Source organism: Paraburkholderia sp. J67, assembly GCF_905220265.1.
Classification (GTDB): domain Bacteria; phylum Pseudomonadota; class Gammaproteobacteria; order Burkholderiales; family Burkholderiaceae; genus Paraburkholderia.
Genome location: NZ_CAJMZK010000012.1, coordinates 105,473 through 124,366 on the forward strand (window position 1 = coordinate 105,473; position 18,894 = coordinate 124,366).

At 63.6% G+C, this 18,894-nt stretch carries 20 protein-coding genes; 12 read left to right on the plus strand and 8 right to left on the minus strand.

The features are described from left to right. Positions 1-11: 11 nt before the first annotated feature. Positions 12-524, minus strand: coding sequence for a phosphonate C-P lyase system protein PhnG (phnG, locus tag U5782_RS21980; protein WP_322045994.1), 513 nt, complete (start codon positions 522-524; stop codon positions 12-14). 271 nt (positions 525-795) lie between these two features. On the opposite strand from phnG, the gene phnF reads away from it, so the two are divergent. The 4 genes from phnF to U5782_RS22000 all read left to right on the plus strand — a co-directional run bounded on the left by phnF (position 796) and on the right by U5782_RS22000 (position 3,815). Further along, positions 796-1,551, plus strand: a complete 756-nt coding sequence (gene phnF / locus U5782_RS21985; protein WP_322045995.1) for a phosphonate metabolism transcriptional regulator PhnF — start codon at positions 796-798, stop codon at positions 1,549-1,551. Then, positions 1,548-2,276, plus strand: a complete 729-nt coding sequence (locus tag U5782_RS21990; RefSeq protein ID WP_322045996.1) for a DUF1045 domain-containing protein — start codon at positions 1,548-1,550, stop codon at positions 2,274-2,276. The genes phnF and U5782_RS21990 overlap by 4 nt, the downstream gene beginning before the upstream one ends. Then, on the plus strand, positions 2,273-2,827 hold the full coding sequence (phnN, locus tag U5782_RS21995; RefSeq protein WP_322045997.1) for a phosphonate metabolism protein/1,5-bisphosphokinase (PRPP-forming) PhnN: 555 nt from the start codon (positions 2,273-2,275) through the stop codon (positions 2,825-2,827). The genes U5782_RS21990 and phnN overlap by 4 nt, the downstream gene beginning before the upstream one ends. Positions 2,828-2,918: 91 nt before the next feature. Then, complete coding sequence (locus tag U5782_RS22000) at positions 2,919-3,815, plus strand: LysR family transcriptional regulator (protein WP_322045998.1); 897 nt, start codon at positions 2,919-2,921, stop codon at positions 3,813-3,815. 28 nt (positions 3,816-3,843) lie between these two features. Here U5782_RS22000 and U5782_RS22005 read toward each other — a convergent pair whose 3' ends face one another. Together U5782_RS22005 and U5782_RS22010 are read right to left on the minus strand one after the other, a co-directional pair. Further along, the gene (locus U5782_RS22005; protein ID WP_322045999.1) at positions 3,844-4,260 is read right to left on the minus strand and encodes a VOC family protein; all 417 of its coding nucleotides are present in this window, start codon (positions 4,258-4,260) and stop codon (positions 3,844-3,846) included. Further along, on the minus strand, positions 4,257-4,814 hold the full coding sequence (locus U5782_RS22010) for a helix-turn-helix transcriptional regulator (protein ID WP_322046000.1): 558 nt from the start codon (positions 4,812-4,814) through the stop codon (positions 4,257-4,259). The genes U5782_RS22005 and U5782_RS22010 overlap by 4 nt, the downstream gene beginning before the upstream one ends. 97 nt (positions 4,815-4,911) lie before the next feature. On the opposite strand from U5782_RS22010, the gene U5782_RS22015 reads away from it, so the two are divergent. Together U5782_RS22015 and U5782_RS22020 are read left to right on the plus strand one after the other, a co-directional pair. After that, a complete protein-coding gene (locus U5782_RS22015) occupies positions 4,912-5,400 on the plus strand; it encodes a MerR family transcriptional regulator (protein WP_322046001.1) in 489 nt (162 codons plus the stop codon). Next, positions 5,331-5,753, plus strand: coding sequence for a carboxymuconolactone decarboxylase family protein (locus U5782_RS22020; RefSeq protein WP_322046002.1), 423 nt, complete (start codon positions 5,331-5,333; stop codon positions 5,751-5,753). The genes U5782_RS22015 and U5782_RS22020 overlap by 70 nt, the downstream gene beginning before the upstream one ends. A gap of 9 nt (positions 5,754-5,762) precedes the next feature. Here U5782_RS22020 and U5782_RS22025 read toward each other — a convergent pair whose 3' ends face one another. From U5782_RS22025 to U5782_RS22035, 3 genes are all read right to left on the minus strand, one after another. Then, positions 5,763-6,188 (minus strand): GNAT family N-acetyltransferase, encoded by a 426-nt coding sequence (locus U5782_RS22025; RefSeq protein WP_322046003.1) that lies wholly within the window; start codon positions 6,186-6,188, stop codon positions 5,763-5,765. Between the two features lie 59 nt (positions 6,189-6,247). After that, positions 6,248-7,648 carry a cysteine--tRNA ligase gene (cysS, locus tag U5782_RS22030; RefSeq protein WP_322046105.1) on the minus strand — a complete coding sequence of 467 codons (1,401 nt, stop codon included), beginning with the start codon at positions 7,646-7,648 and terminating at the stop codon, positions 6,248-6,250. A gap of 266 nt (positions 7,649-7,914) precedes the next feature. Continuing rightward, positions 7,915-8,739 carry an IclR family transcriptional regulator gene (locus U5782_RS22035; protein WP_322046004.1) on the minus strand — a complete coding sequence of 275 codons (825 nt, stop codon included), beginning with the start codon at positions 8,737-8,739 and terminating at the stop codon, positions 7,915-7,917. A 622-nt stretch (positions 8,740-9,361) separates the two neighbouring features. Between U5782_RS22035 and cyoA the strand changes: the two genes are divergently transcribed. From cyoA to U5782_RS22065, 6 genes are all read left to right on the plus strand, one after another. Continuing rightward, positions 9,362-10,255: a ubiquinol oxidase subunit II gene (gene cyoA / locus U5782_RS22040; protein ID WP_322046005.1), complete on the plus strand. Its 894-nt coding sequence runs from the start codon at positions 9,362-9,364 to the stop codon at positions 10,253-10,255. A 6-nt stretch (positions 10,256-10,261) separates the two neighbouring features. Then, complete coding sequence (gene cyoB / locus U5782_RS22045; RefSeq protein WP_322046006.1) at positions 10,262-12,265, plus strand: cytochrome o ubiquinol oxidase subunit I; 2,004 nt, start codon at positions 10,262-10,264, stop codon at positions 12,263-12,265. Positions 12,266-12,268: 3 nt separating this feature from the next. Beyond that, positions 12,269-12,880, plus strand: coding sequence for a cytochrome o ubiquinol oxidase subunit III (gene cyoC / locus U5782_RS22050; protein WP_322046007.1), 612 nt, complete (start codon positions 12,269-12,271; stop codon positions 12,878-12,880). Then, the gene (gene cyoD, locus U5782_RS22055) at positions 12,881-13,201 is read left to right on the plus strand and encodes a cytochrome o ubiquinol oxidase subunit IV (RefSeq protein WP_322046008.1); all 321 of its coding nucleotides are present in this window, start codon (positions 12,881-12,883) and stop codon (positions 13,199-13,201) included. Positions 13,202-13,805: 604 nt separating this feature from the next. Beyond that, complete coding sequence (gene pcaF / locus U5782_RS22060; protein ID WP_322046009.1) at positions 13,806-15,008, plus strand: 3-oxoadipyl-CoA thiolase; 1,203 nt, start codon at positions 13,806-13,808, stop codon at positions 15,006-15,008. 214 nt (positions 15,009-15,222) lie between these two features. Continuing rightward, positions 15,223-15,840, plus strand: a complete 618-nt coding sequence (locus U5782_RS22065) for a hypothetical protein (protein WP_322046010.1) — start codon at positions 15,223-15,225, stop codon at positions 15,838-15,840. A 111-nt stretch (positions 15,841-15,951) separates the two neighbouring features. Here U5782_RS22065 and gabD read toward each other — a convergent pair whose 3' ends face one another. Both gabD and gabT read right to left on the minus strand, forming a co-directional pair. Then, on the minus strand, positions 15,952-17,403 hold the full coding sequence (gabD, locus tag U5782_RS22070; protein ID WP_322046011.1) for an NADP-dependent succinate-semialdehyde dehydrogenase: 1,452 nt from the start codon (positions 17,401-17,403) through the stop codon (positions 15,952-15,954). Between the two features lie 155 nt (positions 17,404-17,558). Then, positions 17,559-18,851, minus strand: a complete 1,293-nt coding sequence (gabT, locus tag U5782_RS22075; protein ID WP_322046012.1) for a 4-aminobutyrate--2-oxoglutarate transaminase — start codon at positions 18,849-18,851, stop codon at positions 17,559-17,561. Positions 18,852-18,894 lie beyond the last annotated feature (43 nt).

Sequence of the window (18,894 nt, forward strand, 5' to 3'; positions counted from 1 at the left end):
GGCGTGTTCGTTCATGCGTCACCTCGAACCATCGTGAAGAACTCGACCTTGGTGCTGGCAGTGTCGTGGCTGCGGGCCGCGCGTTGCGCCGCGAGGCGCGCTGCCAGCGGCTCGATCAGTTGTGCGTGCAGATGGGCGTGGCGCTCGGGCTGTTGCAGGAGCGCGTCGGCGAGTGCGGCCAGTTCGGCGCGGCGCTTGTCGCGGCCCAGATGGCAGGCGACGCCGACGGTGGATGTCGGATGATGTGCCGCAGCGCCGTCTTGCGCACGCAGTCGCAGCGTGGCGCGCGTGACGGTGGCTTCGCCGAGGTTGAAGGCATTGCCGGTGCCGCCGACACGCCCGCGCACCATCGCGAGGCCAGTCTGCGGGGCGCGCAGCCAGTCGAAGGAAGGCGCCGGCTCGCCGCCGAGCGCCGCGGCGAAGGCCGCTTCGAGCTCGGCGCGCGGCGTGCGCGCGAGAACCGCCATCCAGGCGCGGCGTGCGTCGGACGCAGCGGCGGTGGACGGGGCGGAGGATGCGTTCATCGGAGTTCCTGTGTCGTGAACGGATTGAACTGCGGGAAAACGGGTTCTGGCACCGGCAGGCGCTGCTTGAAGCAAGCACGCCGCGGCCGGGTTGCGCACGTCGCGGGGTGCCGCCACGAGTCGTCATTGAAGCATCTATTCATCTAAACGTCTAGACGTTTGCGGATACAATGAAACCTTGGTGGCGCGGGCTGACGTTTTCATATTTCCATCACGCCTTGCCCACTACAATGCGCAAAACGCTATTGAAACCGAGGGGAATGACAGCACCATGACATCGAACGACGACGCGCAGCACAGCACGCTCGAACGCGGCGCCGGGCTGGCGGTGTGGCGGCAAATCGAACAAATCCTTGCGGCAGAGATCGCCGCAAAGGGCTTTGGCGACGACGGCCGCCTGCCGAGCGAAGGCGAACTGGCCAGGCGCTTCGACGTGAACCGCCATACCGTGCGGCGCGCGATGCTGGGCCTCGCGGCGCAGGGCCTCGTGAGCGTGGAGCAGGGGCGCGGCACCTTCGTGCAGCCCGGCGCGATCGACTACAGCATCGGCAAGCGCACGCGTTTCACGGAGAACCTGCAACGCCATCAGCATTCGGCGGTGGGGATGTTGCTGGCGTCGTCGCGCGTGAAAGCGGACCCTACGGTCGCCAAGGCGCTGGGCTTGCGCGCGGGCGCACTGGTCTATCGGCTGGAGACGCTGCACGAATCGGACGGCGTGCCGCTCACCTACGCGCGCAGCTGGTATCCGGCCGCGCGCTTTGCCGATCTGCCCGCCGTCATGGAGCGCGTGGACAGCACCTCGAAGGCGCTCGCCGAATTCGGCGTGAACGACTATCTGCGTAAATGGAGCCGTATCGGCAGCGTGCTGCCCGAACCCGAAGTGGCGCGGCGGCTGAACATCAACCGGCAGCAGCCGGTGCTGTGGGTCGAGAACGTCGACGTCGATCTGGACGGCGTGCCGATCAAGTACGGCGTGACGCATTTCGCGGCCGATCGCGTGCAGTTGATGGTGGAGCACGACCTATGATGCCGCCGCACGCAGATTGGAGCGCGACGACGCGCTTCGCGCTCTATTACGCGCCGCCGCGCGACTCCGTGTGGTGGCGTGCGGGCTGTGCCTGGCTTGGCCGCGATCCGGAGAGCGGCGAAACGCTCGCGCCGCCGCAGCCCGCCGAACTCGCGCGGCCGCTTGCGTCGCTGACCGTCGCGCCTTCGCGCTATGGCTGGCACGGCACGCTGGTGCCGCCGTTCCGGCTTGCCGATGGCGTGACGCCGCAGGCGTTCGTCGCGGCCACGCAGGCTTGGGCCGCGCGCCGCTCGCGCTTCGAAATCGCCGCGGAAGCGGCGACGCTGGGCCGCTTCGTCGCGGTACGCGCCGCTACAGAGTCGGGCGCGCAGTCGATCCAGGATCTCGCCGCCGACGCCTTGCGCACGCTGGGATCGCTGCGCGCCGCCCAGACGCGCGCCGAACTGGCGAAGCGTCTGGACGCGCCGCTCACGCCGCGCCAGCGCGACTACGTCGAGACCTGGGGCTATCCGTACGTGTTCGATGAATTCCGCTTCCACATGACGCTCTCCGATTCGCTCGACGACGCGCCGACGCGCGCCGCCCTCACGCACGCCTGGAACACGCAGATGCGCGACGCGGGACCGCTGCCGGTGAACGGCGCGGCGATCTACGTCGAACCGCAGCCGGGCGCGCCCTTCGTGCTGTGGCAGCGGGTGGCGTTCGCCGAGCAGGTGCCGGCATGACTGCCCGGTTGATCTACGTGATGGGGCCTTCGGGCGCGGGCAAAGACACGCTGCTCGGCTACGCGCGCAAGCGTCTGGCGGCCGAGGGCGTGGTGTTCGCGCATCGCTACATCACGCGCGAGGACGGTGGCGGCGAAAACCATATCGCGCTGACCGACACCGAATTCGAGGCGCGCGCGCGCCTTGGCCTCTTTGCGCTGCAATGGCGCAGCCACGCGCTGCGCTATGGCATCGGCGTGGAGATCGACCAGTGGCTCAAGCTGGGCTGCACCGTCGTGGTGAACGGCTCGCGCGCCTACGTGAGCGAAGCGCTGGCGCGCTATCCGCAGATGACGCTGGTGCACGTGAACGCCGCGCAGCACGTGCTGGCCGCGCGGCTTGCCTCGCGTGCACGCGAGACGCCGGAGCAGGTCGCGGCGCGGCTCGCGCGGCGCGCGCCGTTCGAGGTGCCCGAGGGCGCGTCGTTCGTGCAGATCGACAACTCCGGTCGCATCGAGGACGCGGGCGCGGCCTTCGTGGCGGCGGTGCAGCGGGTGGCGCTGAAGGGGTGAAAGGCGGCGCGGGTATTTTTGGTCGGGCCATGCGGTCATGAGAAGATGACAGCGACCCGCGAACCCGCACAAGACCTCTACGAGACCGCCATTGGACCGTTTCCAGGAGATGCAGATTTTCACGCGCATCGTCGATCGCCGCAGCTTCACGCAGGCGGCCGAAGACCTGAACCTGCCGCGCGCCACTGTCACGAATTCGATCAAACGGCTGGAGACGCGTCTGGGCGTGCGGCTGCTTGAGCGCACCACGCGCCAGGTGAAGCCCACCCCCGACGGCGACGCCTATTACCAGCGCTGCACGCGCCTGCTCGCCGATCTCGAAGAAACCGAGGAAGCCTTTCGCGACACCGACCCGCAAGGCCGCCTGCGCGTGAACATGCAGGGCACGCTAGCGCAGTACTTCGTGATGCCGCGCCTGCCGCAGTTTCTGGCGCGCTATCCGCGTATCGAACTGTTCATCGGTTCAGGCGACCATTTCGTCGACCTCGTGCGCGAGGGCATCGACTGCGTGCTGCGCGCGGGCGAGCTGTCCGATTCGTCGATGATCGCGCGGCGCGTCGCGCTGCTCGAACAGGTCACCGTGGCGAGCCCGGCCTACCTCGAAACGTACGGCGATCCTGGGTCGATCGAGGCGCTGCTGGAGGAGGGGCATCGCGCGGTCAACTATCTTTCGCCGGCTTCGGGCCGCGCGCATCCGCTTGAATTCGGCACGCCTGACGGCGTGCGCAACGTCACTCTGCCGGGCCCGGTGGCGGTGAACGGTGCGGAGTTGTACACGGCGGGTGCGATTGCCGGGCTCGGGCTCGTACAGGTGCCGCGCTACCGCGTGCGCGAGCAACTCGCGAACGGCGAGCTTTGCGTCGTGCTGGCGGATCAGCCGCCGCCGCCTATGCCGGTATCCGTGCTGTTTCCGCAGGCACGCCAGCTTTCGCTGCGCGTGCGTGCGTTCGCCGACTGGCTCGCGCAGGTGTTCGCGGACGTCGGCTGAGCGGGCCGTCCGCGTCCATCTCGCTGGTTCAGGACGCGTTTTTGGCCGCCTGGATCATCTTCCAGCCATTGCCGGCCGGATCGCGAAACCCCGCATCGACGCTGCCGTAACGTTCCACCGGCTCCTGAGTGAACTCGACGCCTTTGGCTTTCCATTCGGCATAACGCGCGCGGCAGTCCGCTACGGTGAGGACGAGCGGCGGCATCGCGCCTTTGGCGACCATCGCACGCAGGGTCTGGGCGGTGGCTTCGTCATGGACCGGCGGCCCCGGCGTAAACAGGCCAAGCTGGAACGACGGCTGATCCGGGTGCTGGATCGTCAGCCAGCGATACGTGCCATTGCGCACATCGGTATGGACGCGAAAGCCCAGCTTGTCCACATAGAACGCGAGCGCTTCGTCCTGGTCGTCCACGTAGATGCCTGCGACATTGATCCCTTCGTTCATGTTTCCTCCTTGGTTGGTCGGGTCGATGGCTGGACTGTAGCGGCCGCCGCGCGGCGGCGCTTCTCCAAAACTGCGCTCGTGAGATCGGGGCGTTGCGCGGCCTTGAGGACACAGGCGGGCACGCGGTCGAGGCGGGTCGTATCGGCTTCGGTCTGGGCCTGGCGGCGTGCTTCGCCGGGGCTCAAGCCGGTGATGTCGCGAAAGGTGCGTCCAAAGGTGCCGAGGCTTTCCCAGCCCGTTGCGAAGGCGATGTCCGTGATGCTCAATGACGTGTCGCGCAGCAGGGTCGTGGCCTGCTCGATACGACGCGTCAGCAGATAGCGATGCGGCGGGATGCCGAAGGCCCGTTTGAAGGCGCGCGCGAAGTGGGCTTCGGAGACGCCACTGACCGCGGCCAGACGGCTGACGGGCCAGGCCTCGTGCGAGGCGGCGTCCATGCGGTCCCGCGCGCGCAGCAGGCGACGCAGGAGGGCGGGGTCCTGTGGCGCGCTGGCTTGCTCCGGCGCGCGGGACGGAGCAGGCCGTCGGGGCTTCTGGTCGGTGGGAGCTGGCATGCGTTCCTGGATCGGCGCGGCCGACATGTTCAAAAGGGGCTGACGGAGCGTGGCGCTTGACTTAGAGTGCACTCGAAGTCCTAACCTGAGATCCGTCATGTCAAAAGCCCTGACAATCGGTCAGGTGGCCAAGGCCACCCGCGTCACCGCTCACACGCTACGTTACTACGAGCAGGCTGGCCTGCTGCGTGCCATCGGGCGTACGCCAGCCGGACACCGGCTGTACTCGCCGGCCGATCTGGACTGGCTGCAATTCGTCATGCGCCTGAAGGCGACCGGGATGCCGATCGCTGGCATTCAGGCGTTTGCGGAGCTTCGTGCGCAGGGCGAGGCGACGTATGACGCCCGGCGCGAGATGCTGGCCGCCCATCGGGCCGAGGTGCTGGCGCGCATCGAGGCGTTGCAGGCCAATCTTGCCGCCATCACGGACAAGATCGCCTGGTACGAGACGGCGGCGCAGGGAGTTGCACGACATGACGAACCGACCCAATCACATCGACAGGAAGAGGACTCGTCATGGCTATCGAACACAACGAAGCGCGCGCGCAACAACACGACCGCTACGCGCAGGGCTGGCAAAAGCTGAAGGAAATCGACGGCGAGGCCGGCGAGAAAGTCGTGGCGGCGCTCGCGCCCATTGCGCCGGATTTTGGCCGCTTGCTGATCGAGTTTGGTTTCGGCGACATCTATAGCCGCCCGCAACTGGATCTGCGCGCCCGCGAAATCGCGACGATCGCCGCGTTGGCGGCGCTCGGCAATGCGCAGCCGCAACTGAAGATTCACATCGAGGCCGCGCTCAACGTGGGCTGCACGCGCGACGAGATCGTCGAGGTGTTCATGCAGATGGCGCTTTATGCGGGCTTTCCGGCGGCGCTCAATGCGTTGTTTGCTGCGCGGGAGGTATTTGCGGCGTGCGAGGCAGTCGCTTCGGAAGTCTGAGCGACCACCTTACAGCGCTTTGCTGAGAAAAACCCGATGTGTCCCGGGCGGATCGCACGGAATCTTCCCGAATATCGTCCAGCCGTGGCGAACGTAGAAGTCTGGCGCCTGGAAGCTGATCGTGTAGACCACCGCGGACTGGCAACCGCGGCGGCGTCCTTCCTCTTCGAATTTGCCTAATACCTCGGTGCCAATACCCTGTCCGCGCAACGCCGGGGGAAGGAAAAACAAGTCAAGAAAGAGCAGGCCAAGCGATGTTTTGCCACTGGCGCCGCCGACGATCTCTTCGGTGTCCGGATCGCGAACCAGAACCGCTAAAGGTCGGCGGTCGCCATATCCGACGTGATCGTCGTTGAATCGGTTCAGACCGCCGCCGATGATCTTCTCAATAGTTTCGTCAACCTTGTCGGTGACGATGAGTTCCGCGGTGTCCATGAGTCTTCCTTGATGGTATCGGCATGAGGCCAACATCTTATTCCACCGACTCTACGCAGCTATCTTGAATCGTCGGAAGGCTCATGGACTTTGATCAAGTGTTGCCCTTCTTTGTTGTCCTCGACTCTCCAGCCGTACTTGCTCAAAGTTTCCCGGATGTGATCGGCCATTGCCCAGTTTTTTTCCGATCGGGCCTGCTCACGCTCGCTGAGCAAGATCTGGATGTTTTCCGGAATGTTGGACGTAGCGGGCCTCCATTCGCTTAGCCTGAGACCAAGTACGTCGTCAAAGCGGTCCACCGTTGCCCTCAAGTTTGCGGGCGATAGATCGCTCCGGGAGAGTTCCCAAAGTACGGCGAGCGCTCGGGGCAGATTCAGGTCGTCGTTGACTTCGGCGTCGAATCGCGCGGCGAAAGCATGATCGATTCGTCCTCCTTCGGGCCAGCCAGCATAGAGATGTCGAAGCCGGTTCAACGCCGTCTGCGCTGCCTCGAGCGATGTCCAGCTGAAGCGCAATTTGCTCCTGTAGTGAGCAGTCAGGCACAGATAACGATACGCGACCGGATCGATGCTCCGGCTTTGCAAGGTCTGTAGACGAATGAAGTCGCCGCTCGACTTGGACATCTTCGTGTCGGCGTCGAACGTCAGGAAGTGCCCGTGCATCCAGAAGTTGGCAAGCCGGGTGCCGTGAGCCGCCTGGGTTTGTGCGATCTCGTTGCTGTGATGCACCGCGACATGGTCTTCGCCGCCGCAGTGGATGTCGAACCAGGTGCCGAGGTATTTGGCCGACATGGCCGAGCACTCGATATGCCAGCCCGGAAATCCACGCCCCCACGGGCTATCCCATTCCATCTGGCGCGCAACGTCAGTCGGGCTGAATTTCCATAGCGCAAAATCCGTGCTGCTTCTCTTCTCGCCCACTGCGACGCGCTTGCCCGCTTGGAGGCCGGCACGATTGAGACGCGCAAGGAAGCCGTAGTCGTCCTGCTTGCTCGTGTCGAAATAGAGGCCATCAGAGGTGCGATAAGCATAGCCGTTGCGCTCCAGGTCGCCGATGAACGCGATCTGTTCGGCGAGGTGGTCGGTCGCACGGCACCATAACGCTGGCTCGAGCAGGTGAAGGGCACGCCAGTCCGCGACGAATGCCTCGGTATAGCGCCGGGCTATGGACCAGGCTGATTCGCCAGTGCGTCGGCTGCCTTTTTCCATCTTGTCCTCGCCTTCATCTGCATCCGAGGTGAGATGTCCGACGTCGGTGATATTGACGACGTGCCGCACTTCATATCCGTTGTGCATCAACACGCGGCGCAGGATGTCCTCGAAGACGTAGGTCCTCAGATTGCCGATATGCGCATGGTCGTACACGGTGGGGCCGCAGCAATACATGCCGACCCGATTGGCATGGATTGGCGTAAATGGACGCACGGTGCGTGACCAGGTGTCGTATAGCGCAAGTGGCATTGATTTTTCCATCACAAAAGCGTTGGACGAAAACAAAAAGGCCGCCGGTTTTGCAACGGGCGGCCAGAAGGCAATTGATTCGACGTGTAGCTTGATCGCTAGACGCGACTTCCCCCCGGCATGTTTTGACAACATGCGCGAAGCAGCGAGGAGGGAAGTTGGAGATGAGCAGGCATGTCAGCGATCGTAGCGTCGGTCAGATTGAAAGGTCAATAGCGCTGGGGCCAACCTGATGACGGGCATCACTTCGGGGCGGCCGTGGTCCCTCAAGTGCGCCGCGACACCATCCCCGAAACACGCTGTGCGGCCAGTTGCAGCGGCTCCAGGAAGGTCTTGACCATCTGCTTCGCGGAGGTGCGCTGCGCGTTGCCGCTGATGTTCATCGCCGCGATCACGCGGCCCTGGCGATTGCGGATGGGCGCGGAGATCGAGATCAGCCCGCCTTCCAGTTCCTGATCGACGATGGCCCAGCCCTGTTGGCGCACCTGGGCGATGATCTTCTTGAGCTCGTCCTTGTCGGTGACCGTGCGCGGCGTGTGCGCATAGAGCGGCGACGCGCCGAGCGTGGCTTCCAGCGTGTCCTCGTCGAGCGCGGCGAGCAGCACGCGCCCCATCGACGTGCAATAGGCGGGCAGGCGGCTGCCGATCGACAGGTTGATCGTCATGATCTTGTGCGTGGGCACGCGCAGCACATAGACGATCTCGGTACGGTCGAGCACGGCCGCCGAGCAGCTTTCGTGGACCTCGGCGGAGAGTTCTTCCATGACCGGCTCGGCCAGATTCCAGAACGGCATCGACGTCAGATAGGCGAAGCCGAGGTCGAGAATCTTGGGCGTGAGGCGGAACAGGCGTCCGTCGGCTTCCACGTAACCGAGCGTTTGCAGCGTGAGCAGGATGCGGCGCGCTCCGGCGCGCGTGAGGCCTGTGGCCGCGGCGACGTCGGTGAGCGTCTGCTCGGGGTGCTCGGCGTTGAACGCGCGGATCACGGAAAGCCCGCGGGCGAACGACTGCACGTAGGAGTCGCCCGGTTTTTCGGGGATCTCCGTTTGCTCGTCGATGGGGGCGGGCGTGGCGCGGGTAGCGGGGTTCATGGCGTCGTGGCGTCGGATCAAGGGCTGGAGGCGGCGCGAAAGTAACCCACCACGATAGCGCAAGCGCTTTGTTTCGCCAACCGGGCCGCTGGATATGGCGATGCAGCTGCCGGAAAAAGCAAGGGTCGCGGCAGGTCGATTTGACGATGTTATTTGATTTGTCTCAATTGCATTATTAATCGAAAAATTGGCGCGTCGATCTGGAAAATGACGCGCCGATTTAATCCCGCTTGCCAATATCATCCTGTTCAAATGGATGCAAGTTAATAATCGGCGAAGGCGCTTATGCCGCAGTCCAATTATTCACATACCGGGTGCGTCTCTAACTTGATGTTGCCCCAATATTTTTTAGCCTGACCGGGGCGCACGCTCACCCGCGGCGGCTTGCCGCACTGGGCTGTGAGCTAGTGTGTAAGGTGATGGAAAGATAAGTGTGTCGTTGCGTCGCGCCTGCGTCTTTACGCTTTATCGTCCGCCACAAACCTTAGCCTGGATCAAATTTCCGATTAAGTCGTTTCCGTAGAATCCCGCTAAAAACGGTACGGGTGCATTTTGCATGGCTGTTTTCGCGATGCGGATGCGTAAATGCGTTCAAAGTGGTTAAACGGAAAAGCAGGCAAACATGAAGAGAAAAGCCTTCAAAAGGTGGTTAATCCCCCTCGGCGGCGGGCTCGTCGCCACGCTCGCGGGATGTAGCGGCAACCTGACGGTGCTCGACCCCAAGGGCAGCGTGGGGATGGCCGAAAAGTCCCTCATCGCCACGGCCACGTGGGCCATGCTGCTCGTGGTGGTGCCGGTCATCCTGCTCACGCTGTACTTCGCCTGGCGCTACCGTGCGTCTAACAGCAACGCCACTTACGCGCCCAAGTGGGCGCACTCCACCGCGATCGAAGTGGTGGTCTGGACCATTCCGGCCATCATCATCCTGTTCCTCGCCGTCCTCACCTGGAAGACCACGCACGAGCTCGACCCCTACAGGCCGCTCGAGTCGAACGTCAAACCCATCAATGTCGAAGTCGTCGCGCTCGACTGGAAGTGGCTGTTCATCTACCCGGACCTCGGCATCGCCACGGTGAACCAGCTCGCGGTGCCGGTGGGTACGCCCGTCAATTTCCGCATCACGTCGGATTCGGTGATGAACTCGTTCTTCATTCCGCAACTGGGTACCCAGGTGTACGCGATGGCGGGCATGCAGACCCGTCTGCACCTGATCGCCGACGAAGCGGGCAACTACGAAGGCATTTCGGCCAACTACAGCGGCAAGGGCTTCTCGGACATGAAGTTCCGCACGCTCGCCACCAGCCAGCAGGATTTCGACGCGTGGGTGCAGAAGGTCAAGGCCTCGCGCGACGGTCTGTCGATGGACGCCTACGCGGGCGTCGCGCAGCCGACCGAGAAGGCGCCGGTGCAGTACTTCTCGACCGTCGACCCGAAGCTCTTCAGCAACATCATCGCGAAGTACAACAACGGCCACGTGACGGACTTCAATGACCCGTCGTGCGTGACCAAGGGGTAAGCAGTCATGTTCGGAAAACTCACCTTAGAGGCGATCCCGTTCGACCAGCCCATCATCATGGGTGCCGCGGCGTTCATGGCGCTGATCGTGGTTGCCGTGCTCGGTCTCGTGACCGTGTCGGGAAAATGGAAGTACATCTGGTCCGAGTGGCTCACGAGCGTGGATCACAAGCGCATTGGCGTGATGTACATCGTCGTGGCGGTGCTCATGCTGGTGCGCGGTTTTGCCGACGCCGTCATGATGCGCATCCAGCAGGCCATTGCATTCGACGCGCCGGGCTATCTGCCGCCGCATCACTATGACCAGATCTTCTCGGCGCACGGCGTCATCATGATCTTCTTCATGGCGATGGCGCTCATGGTCGGCTTGTTCAACCTCGTCGTGCCGTTGCAGATCGGCGCGCGCGACGTGGCGTTCCCGTTCCTGAACTCGCTCTCGTTCTGGATGACGGCGATCAGCGCGATCCTCATCAATCTGTCGCTGGTGGTGGGCGAGTTCGCGCAGACGGGCTGGCTCGCCTATCCGCCGCTCTCCGAGCTGCAGTTCAGTCCGGGCGTGGGGGTGGATTACTACATCTGGTCCCTCCAGCTTTCGGGTGTGGGCACGCTCATTACCGGCATCAACTTCTTCGTCACCATTCTGAAGATGCGCGCGCCGGGCATGAGCCTGATGAAGATGCCGGTGTTCACGTGGACGGCGCTGTGCTCGAACGTGCTCATCATGGCTACGTTCCCGATCCTCACGATCGCGCTCGCGCTGCTGGGCTTCGACCGTTATGTGGGCACGCACTTCTTCACCAACGACGGCGGCGGCAACGTCATGCTGTATCTGAACCTGATCTGGGCGTGGGGCCACCCCGAGGTGTACATCCTCGTGCTGCCTGCGTTCGGCATCTATTCGGAAGTCATGGCGACGTTCTCGAAGAAGCCGTTGTTCGGCTACAAGACCATGGTCTACGCGACCTGCTCGATCATGGTGCTCTCGTTCCTCGTGTGGCTGCACCACTTCTTCACGATGGGCTCGGGCGCCGACGTCAACTCGTTCTTCGGCATCATGACCATGATCATCGCGATCCCCACGGGCGTGAAGATCTTCAACTGGCTGTTCACGATGTACCGCGGGCGCGTCGAATTCACAGCGCCGGTGCTCTGGACCATCGGCTTCATGGTCACGTTCTCGATCGGCGGCATGACCGGCGTGATGATGGCGATTCCGGGCGCGGACTTCGTGCTGCATAACTCGCTGTTCCTGATCGCGCACTTCCACAACGCCATCATCGGCGGCGTGGTGTTCGGCTACCTCGCGGGCCTGCACTACTGGTTCCCGAAGGTGTTCGGCCTCAAGCCCAATGAAAAGCTCGGCAAGGCTTCGTTCTGGTGCTGGTTCGTGGGCTTCTATGTGGCGTTCGTGCCGCTCTACGTGCTCGGCTTCATGGGCGCGACGCGCCGTCTGAACCACTACGACAACCCCGCATGGCAGCCGTACTTCATCGTGGCCGCTATCGGCGCGGCGATCATCGCCGTGGGCATCGTGTTCCAGGTGCTGCAATGGGTGATGGCGTTCGTCAACCGCAACAAGGCGGAATGCCAGGACGTGACGGGCGATCCGTGGGACGGCCGCACGCTCGAATGGGCGACGTCGTCGCCGCCGCCGGTCTACAACTTCGCGCTCATTCCGCAGGTGCATGACATCGACGCCTTCACGCACATGAAGGAAACGGGCCGCGGTCTGGGGCTCGCGGCGAAGTACAGCGACATTCATATGCCGTCGAACACCTCGGCGGGCTTCTTCGTCGGCATGTTCGCGCTGGCGCTGGGCTTTGCGGGCGTGTGGCACATCGTGTGGCTCGCCGTGCTGGCGCTTGCCGCCATCGTCGTGACGATCGCCGCGCGCAGCTTCAGCGACGACGACGGCTATTACATTCCGGCCGCGAAGGTGCGCGAAATCGAAGAGAAGCGCCATCGCGCGACGGTCGCCGTCGAGCGCGAACTGGCGGAACTGGAGGCCTAAGCCATGCTACAGAAAACCCATACGGCGACGCTTGCCGACCTGGATCATCACGATCACCCGCCGTCGAACTCGGTGTTCGGCTTCTGGGTGTATCTGATGACGGACTGCATCCTGTTCGCCTCGCTGTTCGCGACCTTCGGCGTGCTGGCGCATCAATATGCCGGCGGTCCGACGGGCAAGGATCTGTTCGATATCGGCGGCGTGGCGATCGAAACCGCCGTGCTGCTGCTGTCGAGCATCACCTACGGGTTCGCGATGCTCGGCGCGCAGCAGCGCAAGAGCGGCGTGGTGCTCGGCTGGCTCGGCGTGACGTTCATCCTGGGCGTGCTGTTCCTCGTGCTCGAACTGCGCGAGTTCTCGCACCTGATCGCCGATGGCGCGGGCCCGCAGCGCAGCGCGTTCCTCTCGTCGTTCTTCGTGCTGGTCAGCACGCACGGACTGCACGTGTTCTTCGGCCTCGTCTGGATGGTCGTGCTGATGATGCAGGTGCTGCGTCGTCCGCAACTGGACGAGCGCGAAGTGCGCCGTCTTACGTGCCTGAGCCTCTTCTGGCACTTCCTGGACGTGGTGTGGATCTGCGTGTTTACTTTTGTCTATCTCGGGAGCGCGCTCTAAATGGCTCATTCTCATAGCGAAGCTCATGGCTCCCTCGGCAGCTATGCCGTGGGCTTTATCCTCTCCGTGCTGCTGACCGCTGGCGCGTTCGGCCTCGTCCTGCATGGGTCGTTCGGGCCGGGTACCGGCATGGCCGTGCTCGCCGTGCTCGCGTTCGTGCAGGTGATCGTGCATCTGGTGTTTTTCCTGCACCTGAACACCTCGTCGGGGCAGGGCTGGAACGTGCTGTCGCTTGCTTATACGGTGCTCGCCGCAGCGTTCCTGATCTTCGGCACGATGTGGGTCATGCATAACGTCAGCATGAATATGATGTCGCGATAAGTACGCGTGGGGCGGGGGGCCTTTTTCAGAGGCTCCCGAAATGATTGCCGTGACCTGAACGGACGCCGCACCGTAGTCTTGCGGATCATCAACCCTATTTGGTTTACATCGCCGTCAGGCTCGAATAGTCTTCTTCTCGAGTCGAGAGTACTGACCGATGACCTTTAGCAGTGCGCTGGGCGATCGACCCACTCGGCTTACCGACTTCCAGGGCCACCTTCGGGTGGCCTTTTCATTTGCGCAACTGATCTCGATTTTGTAGTTGAGCGAAATCGCTTTCGTCACTGCGCTCATTGCTACGCGGCGATACGATGACAAAATCAGACGTCATCTTTCAGCGCGTCGTCATTTCCACCGCTTGTTTTCCTGATGGGGCGCTATCGCGACCTGCGGATACCCCTGCTTGACACTCGCGCGGGGCGACGCCTATCATGGGCGCCAAATGTTCGATTATCGACCATGTGTTCGTAATTCGAACAATACGCACGAGGACGTGCGCGTTCGATACCTCATTCTTCGCCCGCGCAGTTCGTCGATTCCAACCGGCTTTGCATGGGATTGCGTCTGACGCTCACGCGGCGCGCGCAATCGACAGGAGACTCTTATGACGGAAGCATTCATTTGCGACGCGATTCGCACGCCGATCGGCCGCTACGCGGGCGCCCTTGCCCAGGTTCGCGCTGACGACCTGGGCGCGGTGCCCCTGAAGGCGCTGATGGAGCGCAACAAGGACGTGGACTGGAGCGCGATCGACGACGTGATCTACGGTTGCGCGAATCAGGCCGGCGAAGATAACCGCAACGTCGCGCGCATGTCGCTGCTGCTGGCGGGTCTGCCGCAGGCTGTGCCGGGCTCGACGGTCAACCGTCTGTGCGGCTCGGGTATGGATGCCGTGGGTATCGCAGCGCGCGCATTGAAGTCGGGCGAAACCGGTCTGATGATTGCTGGCGGCGTGGAAAGCATGAGCCGCGCGCCGTTCGTGATGGGCAAGGCGAACACGGCGTTCGCACGCGACGCCGCGATCTATGACACGACGATCGGCTGGCGTTTCGTCAACAAGCTGATGAAGCAGCAATATGGTGTCGATTCGATGCCGGAAACGGCTGAGAACGTCGCAGTCGATTTCAACGTGAGCCGCGCCGATCAGGACGCGTTCGCGGTGCGCAGCCAGCAGAAGGCCGCGCGCGCACTCGCTGATGGCACGCTGGCACAGGAAATCGTTTCGGTTTCGATCGCGCAGAAGAAGGGCGATCCGCTGGTGGTGTCGCGTGACGAGCATCCGCGTGAGACGTCGCTCGAAGCGCTGGCCAGGCTCAAGGGCGTGGTCGGCGCGGATGGCTCCGTCACCGCAGGCAATGCGTCGGGTGTGAACGATGGCGCTTGCGCGCTGCTGCTCGCCAACGAAGAGAACGCGAAGCGCTTCGGCCTGACGCCGCGTGCGCGTGTGATCGGCATGGCGACGGCCGGTGTCGCGCCGCGTGTGATGGGTATCGGCCCGGGCCCGGCGACGCAGAAGCTGCTGGCGCGTCTGGGCATGACCATCGACCAGTTCGACGTGATCGAACTCAACGAGGCATTTGCTTCGCAAGGCCTCGCGGTGCTGCGCATGCTGGGCGTCGCGGACGACGATCCCCGCGTCAATCCGAATGGCGGCGCGATCGCGCTGGGCCACCCGCTGGGCATGAGCGGCGCGCGTCTCGTGACCACCGCGATGTATCAACTGCATCGCACCGGCGGCCGTTATGCGCTCTGCACGATGTGTATCGGCGTGGGTCAAGGGATTGCCATCGCGATTGAGCGTGTTTGATCTGCGCTGTCAGGTGTAGTTGTTGTTGTGTTGCTTTGAGAAACCGCGGGTCTTTTTGGGACTCGCGGTTTTTTTTCATGGTTTTGCGCGCCGATCAACCTCCGCGCAACTAGCCGCCCGCATTCCTGGTGCCCGCGTAGAATCGCTTCCACTTCGGCCTCGAGCCGACCCAATTGATTGAACGAATCGATTCATCATGAGGAGGAGAGCGCGCATGAAACAAGCATCCGCTTTGATTGCAGCACTGATGATGGGCCTGGGCGCATCGCAGGTTGCATTCGCCCAGAACGAGCAGGCCGCGTCGGTACCGCCGGCCCAGTCTGCGCTTGCCAGCCAGGCGCAATCGGTCATCGCCAACGCCGAGCCCGTTCACATTCAGGCCAAAATCGTCGGCATCGATCGCGGCTCGCGCGTGGTCAGCCTGGTAGGTTCGCATGGCAACGAGATGGATGTCGCGCTGAGCCAGCAGGTCGGCAACTTCGACCAGCTCAACGTCGGCGACACCGTCGACGTGCTCTACAAGAATGCGCTGCTCGTGACCGCAGAAAAGGTCACGGGCAAGGACAAGGGCATTCGCAAGCGCGTCGATACCAGCGTGTATGTGCCGGCTTCGTCGGGTTACGATGCCGCGCGTCAGGTCGAAGTGCAGGCCACCGTGCAGCACATCAACGCGAAAAAGCGTGAGGTCACGCTGCGCGGCGCGTATCAGACCGTGACCGTCAACGCCACGCCGGATATCGACCTCAAGACGCTCAAGGTCGGCGACACGATCCACGCCGTCTTCGTCTCCGCGTACGCCACGCAGGTGACGCCCGTCGGCGCTGCGCACTAAGCAAAGCTGGCGCACAAAAACAAACCGGCGCGTAGCGATCAATTCGCTACGCGCCGGTCAACCAGCAGTTCATAAGAGCGCCTCAAACGGCGCTCATCTCCAGCTAGCGGCTTACATGCCCGCCATGCACAGATACTTGATGACGACGTAATCGTCGATGCCGTAGTGCGAGCCTTCGCGGCCCAGGCCCGACTGCTTCACGCCGCCGAACGGTGCGACTTCGTTCGAGATCAGGCCGGTGTTGATGCCCACCATGCCGTATTCGAGCGCTTCCGCCACACGCCACACACGGCCGATGTCGCGGCTGTAGAAGTAGGCGGCCAGACCGAACTCGGTGTCGTTCGCCATCTTGATCACTTCTTCATCCGACGAGAAGCGGAACAGCGGGGCGAGCGGGCCGAAGGTTTCGTCGCGCGCGACCTTCATCGCGGGCGTGACGTTGGCGAGGATGGTCGGCTCGAAGAAGCCGTGGCCGAGCGCGTGGCGCTTGCCGCCCGTCAGCACCTGGGCGCCCTTGGCGAGCGCGTCTTCGATGTGCGACTCCACCTTGAGCACGGCCGCTTCGTTGATGAGCGGGCCTTGCGTCACGCCGGCTTCGGTGCCCAGACCCACCTTGAGCTTTTCCACCGCGTCGCGCAGCTTCGCGGCGAACGTGTCGTACACGGCGTCGTGCACGTAGAAGCGGTTCGTGCAGACGCAGGTCTGGCCGCTGTTGCGGTACTTCGAGGCGATCGCGCCAGCGACGGCGGCGTCGATATCGGCATCTTCGAACACGATGAACGGCGCGTTGCCGCCCAGTTCGAGCGAGACCTTCTTGACGGTCGCGGCGCACTGGCTCATCAGCAGGCGGCCCACCGGCGTCGAGCCCGTGAACGACAGCTTGCGCACGATCGGGTTGCTGGTCAGTTCGCCGCCGATGGCCTTCGGGTCGCCAGTGACGACGCTGAACACGCCTGCCGGCACGCCTGCGCGTTCGGCCAGCACGGCCAGCGCGAGCGCCGAGAACGGCGTGGCTTCAGCGGGCTTGAGCACGATCGGGCAGCCTGCGGCGAGCGCCGGGCCGACCTTGCGCGTGATCATCGCGGCGGGGAAGTTCCACGGCGTGATCGCGGCGCACACGCCGATCGCTTCCTTGGTCACGACGATGCGCTTGTCGTTGGCGGGCGTGGGGATCGTGTCGCCGTAGACGCGCTTGCCTTCTTCCGCGAACCATTCGAGGAACGAGGCGGCGTAGCCGATTTCGCCCTTGGCTTCGGCGAGCGGCTTGCCTTGTTCGGTCGTGAGGATCAGCGCGAGGTCGTCGGCGTTTTCGAGCATCAGCTCGTACCACTTGCGCAGGATGACGCTGCGCTCCTTCGCGGTCTTCGCGCGCCATGCGGGCCAGGCGGCGTTCGCGGCGGAAATCGCGCGGCGCGTTTCGGCTGCGCCCATGCGCGGCACGGTGCCGATCAGTGCGCCGGTGGCGGGGTTGACGACGTCGAGCGTCGCGCCGTCTTCGGCGCCTTGCCATTCGCCGTTGATATAGGCGGTGTTCTTGAGCAGCGATGCGTCTTTCAGGTTCATCTGTGAACTCCGGACAGGCTTCGATTCAATTCGATTTCGAATGCAGTTTCGGTACGTCGTCGCGCCATGCACAACGACGACACAACGACGAACGGCACAGCGGCCAAGCGCCGGTGTGCCGTTTCGGGACTAAAGCTTAAGCGGTGGTGCGAGGCTTACGCCGGCACGCCCACGGCTTCCTTGATCGACTCTTCGAGGATCGCGAGCGCTTCGTCGAACACGTTGTCCTGGATCGTCAGCGGGAACAGGAAGCGCACGACGTTCGAGTACACGCCGCAGACCAGCAGCAGCAGACCGCGGTTCAGCGCGGCGGTTTGCACGCGCTTCGTGAAGTCGGCGTCGGCGTCCGTCGTGCCCGGCTTGCAGAACTCGACGGCGTTCATCGCGCCCGGACCGCGCACGTCGGCGATCTGCGGCACTTCGGCCTTCATCGCGTTGAGCTTGGCCTTGATCTTGTCGCCGAGCTTCGTGGCGCGCTCGCACAGCTTCTCTTCTTCGATGATCTCGATGACCGCGTGCGCCGAAGCGACGGCCAGCGGGTTACCGGCGTACGTGCCGCCGAGGCCGCCAGGCGCTGCCGAGTCCATGACTTCCGCGCGGCCGACCACGCCCGACAGCGGCATGCCGCCGGCGAGGCTCTTGGCGATCGTCATCAGGTCCGGTGCGACGTCGTAGTGTTCCATCGCGAACAGCTTGCCGGTGCGTGCGAAGCCGGTCTGGACTTCGTCGGCGATCAGCAGGATGCCGTGCGTGTCGCAGATCTGGCGCAGGCCGCGCACGAAGTCCGCCGGTGCCTGGTAGAAGCCGCCTTCGCCCTGAACCGGTTCGAAGATGATCGCGGCAACGCGCTTCGGATCGATGTCGGCCTTGAACAGCATCTCGATGTGCTTGAGCGAGTCAGCCGTGCTGATGCCGTGGACCGAGTTGGGGTACGGAGCGTGGTAGACGTCAGCCGGGAACGGGCCGAAGTTCAGCTTGTACGGAGCGACCTTGCCGGTCAGCGCCATGCCCATCATCGTGCGGCCGTGGAAGCCGCCTGCGAAGGCGATCACGCCCGGACGGCCGGTCGAGGCACGAGCGATCTTGACGGCGTTTTCGACGGCTTCAGCGCCGGTCGTGAAGAACGCAGCCTTCTTCGCGAAGCTGCCCGGTGCACGCGCGGCGACCTTCTCGGCCAGCGAGACGTACGACTCGTAGGGGACGATCTGGTAGGCGGTGTGCGTGAAGTGGTCGAGCTGCGCCTTGATGGCGGCGACGATCTTCGGATGGCGGTGGCCCGTGTTGCACACGGCGATACCGGCTGCGAAGTCGATGAAGCGGCGGCCTTCGACGTCCCACAGTTCTGCGTTTTCAGCGCGCTCGGCGTAGAAGTCGCACATCACGCCCACGCCACGCGGGGTAATGGCGTTCTTGCGGTTCTGCAGGTCGGCGTTCTTGCTCACGTTCATCTCCTTGATGCTTTCGATTCTGAGGTTGGTTGGTGGACCGGCA

Coding starts and splice junctions, on each gene's coding strand:
- phnF (WP_322045995.1), top strand. CDS start 796: ATGACATCGAACGACGACGCGCAGCACAGCACGCTCGAACGCGGCGCC.
- pcaF (WP_322046009.1), top strand. CDS start 13,806: ATGACGGAAGCATTCATTTGCGACGCGATTCGCACGCCGATCGGCCGC.
- U5782_RS22015 (WP_322046001.1), top strand. CDS start 4,912: ATGTCAAAAGCCCTGACAATCGGTCAGGTGGCCAAGGCCACCCGCGTC.
- U5782_RS21990 (WP_322045996.1), top strand. CDS start 1,548: ATGATGCCGCCGCACGCAGATTGGAGCGCGACGACGCGCTTCGCGCTC.
- phnG (WP_322045994.1), bottom strand. CDS start 524: ATGAACGCATCCTCCGCCCCGTCCACCGCCGCTGCGTCCGACGCACGC.
- cyoA (WP_322046005.1), top strand. CDS start 9,362: ATGAAGAGAAAAGCCTTCAAAAGGTGGTTAATCCCCCTCGGCGGCGGG.
- cyoD (WP_322046008.1), top strand. CDS start 12,881: ATGGCTCATTCTCATAGCGAAGCTCATGGCTCCCTCGGCAGCTATGCC.
- U5782_RS22035 (WP_322046004.1), bottom strand. CDS start 8,739: ATGAACCCCGCTACCCGCGCCACGCCCGCCCCCATCGACGAGCAAACG.
- cysS (WP_322046105.1), bottom strand. CDS start 7,648: ATGCCACTTGCGCTATACGACACCTGGTCACGCACCGTGCGTCCATTT.
- U5782_RS22065 (WP_322046010.1), top strand. CDS start 15,223: ATGAAACAAGCATCCGCTTTGATTGCAGCACTGATGATGGGCCTGGGC.
- U5782_RS22005 (WP_322045999.1), bottom strand. CDS start 4,260: ATGAACGAAGGGATCAATGTCGCAGGCATCTACGTGGACGACCAGGAC.
- cyoB (WP_322046006.1), top strand. CDS start 10,262: ATGTTCGGAAAACTCACCTTAGAGGCGATCCCGTTCGACCAGCCCATC.
- gabD (WP_322046011.1), bottom strand. CDS start 17,403: ATGAACCTGAAAGACGCATCGCTGCTCAAGAACACCGCCTATATCAAC.
- phnN (WP_322045997.1), top strand. CDS start 2,273: ATGACTGCCCGGTTGATCTACGTGATGGGGCCTTCGGGCGCGGGCAAA.
- U5782_RS22025 (WP_322046003.1), bottom strand. CDS start 6,188: ATGGACACCGCGGAACTCATCGTCACCGACAAGGTTGACGAAACTATT.
- U5782_RS22010 (WP_322046000.1), bottom strand. CDS start 4,814: ATGCCAGCTCCCACCGACCAGAAGCCCCGACGGCCTGCTCCGTCCCGC.
- cyoC (WP_322046007.1), top strand. CDS start 12,269: ATGCTACAGAAAACCCATACGGCGACGCTTGCCGACCTGGATCATCAC.
- gabT (WP_322046012.1), bottom strand. CDS start 18,851: ATGAACGTGAGCAAGAACGCCGACCTGCAGAACCGCAAGAACGCCATT.
- U5782_RS22020 (WP_322046002.1), top strand. CDS start 5,331: ATGGCTATCGAACACAACGAAGCGCGCGCGCAACAACACGACCGCTAC.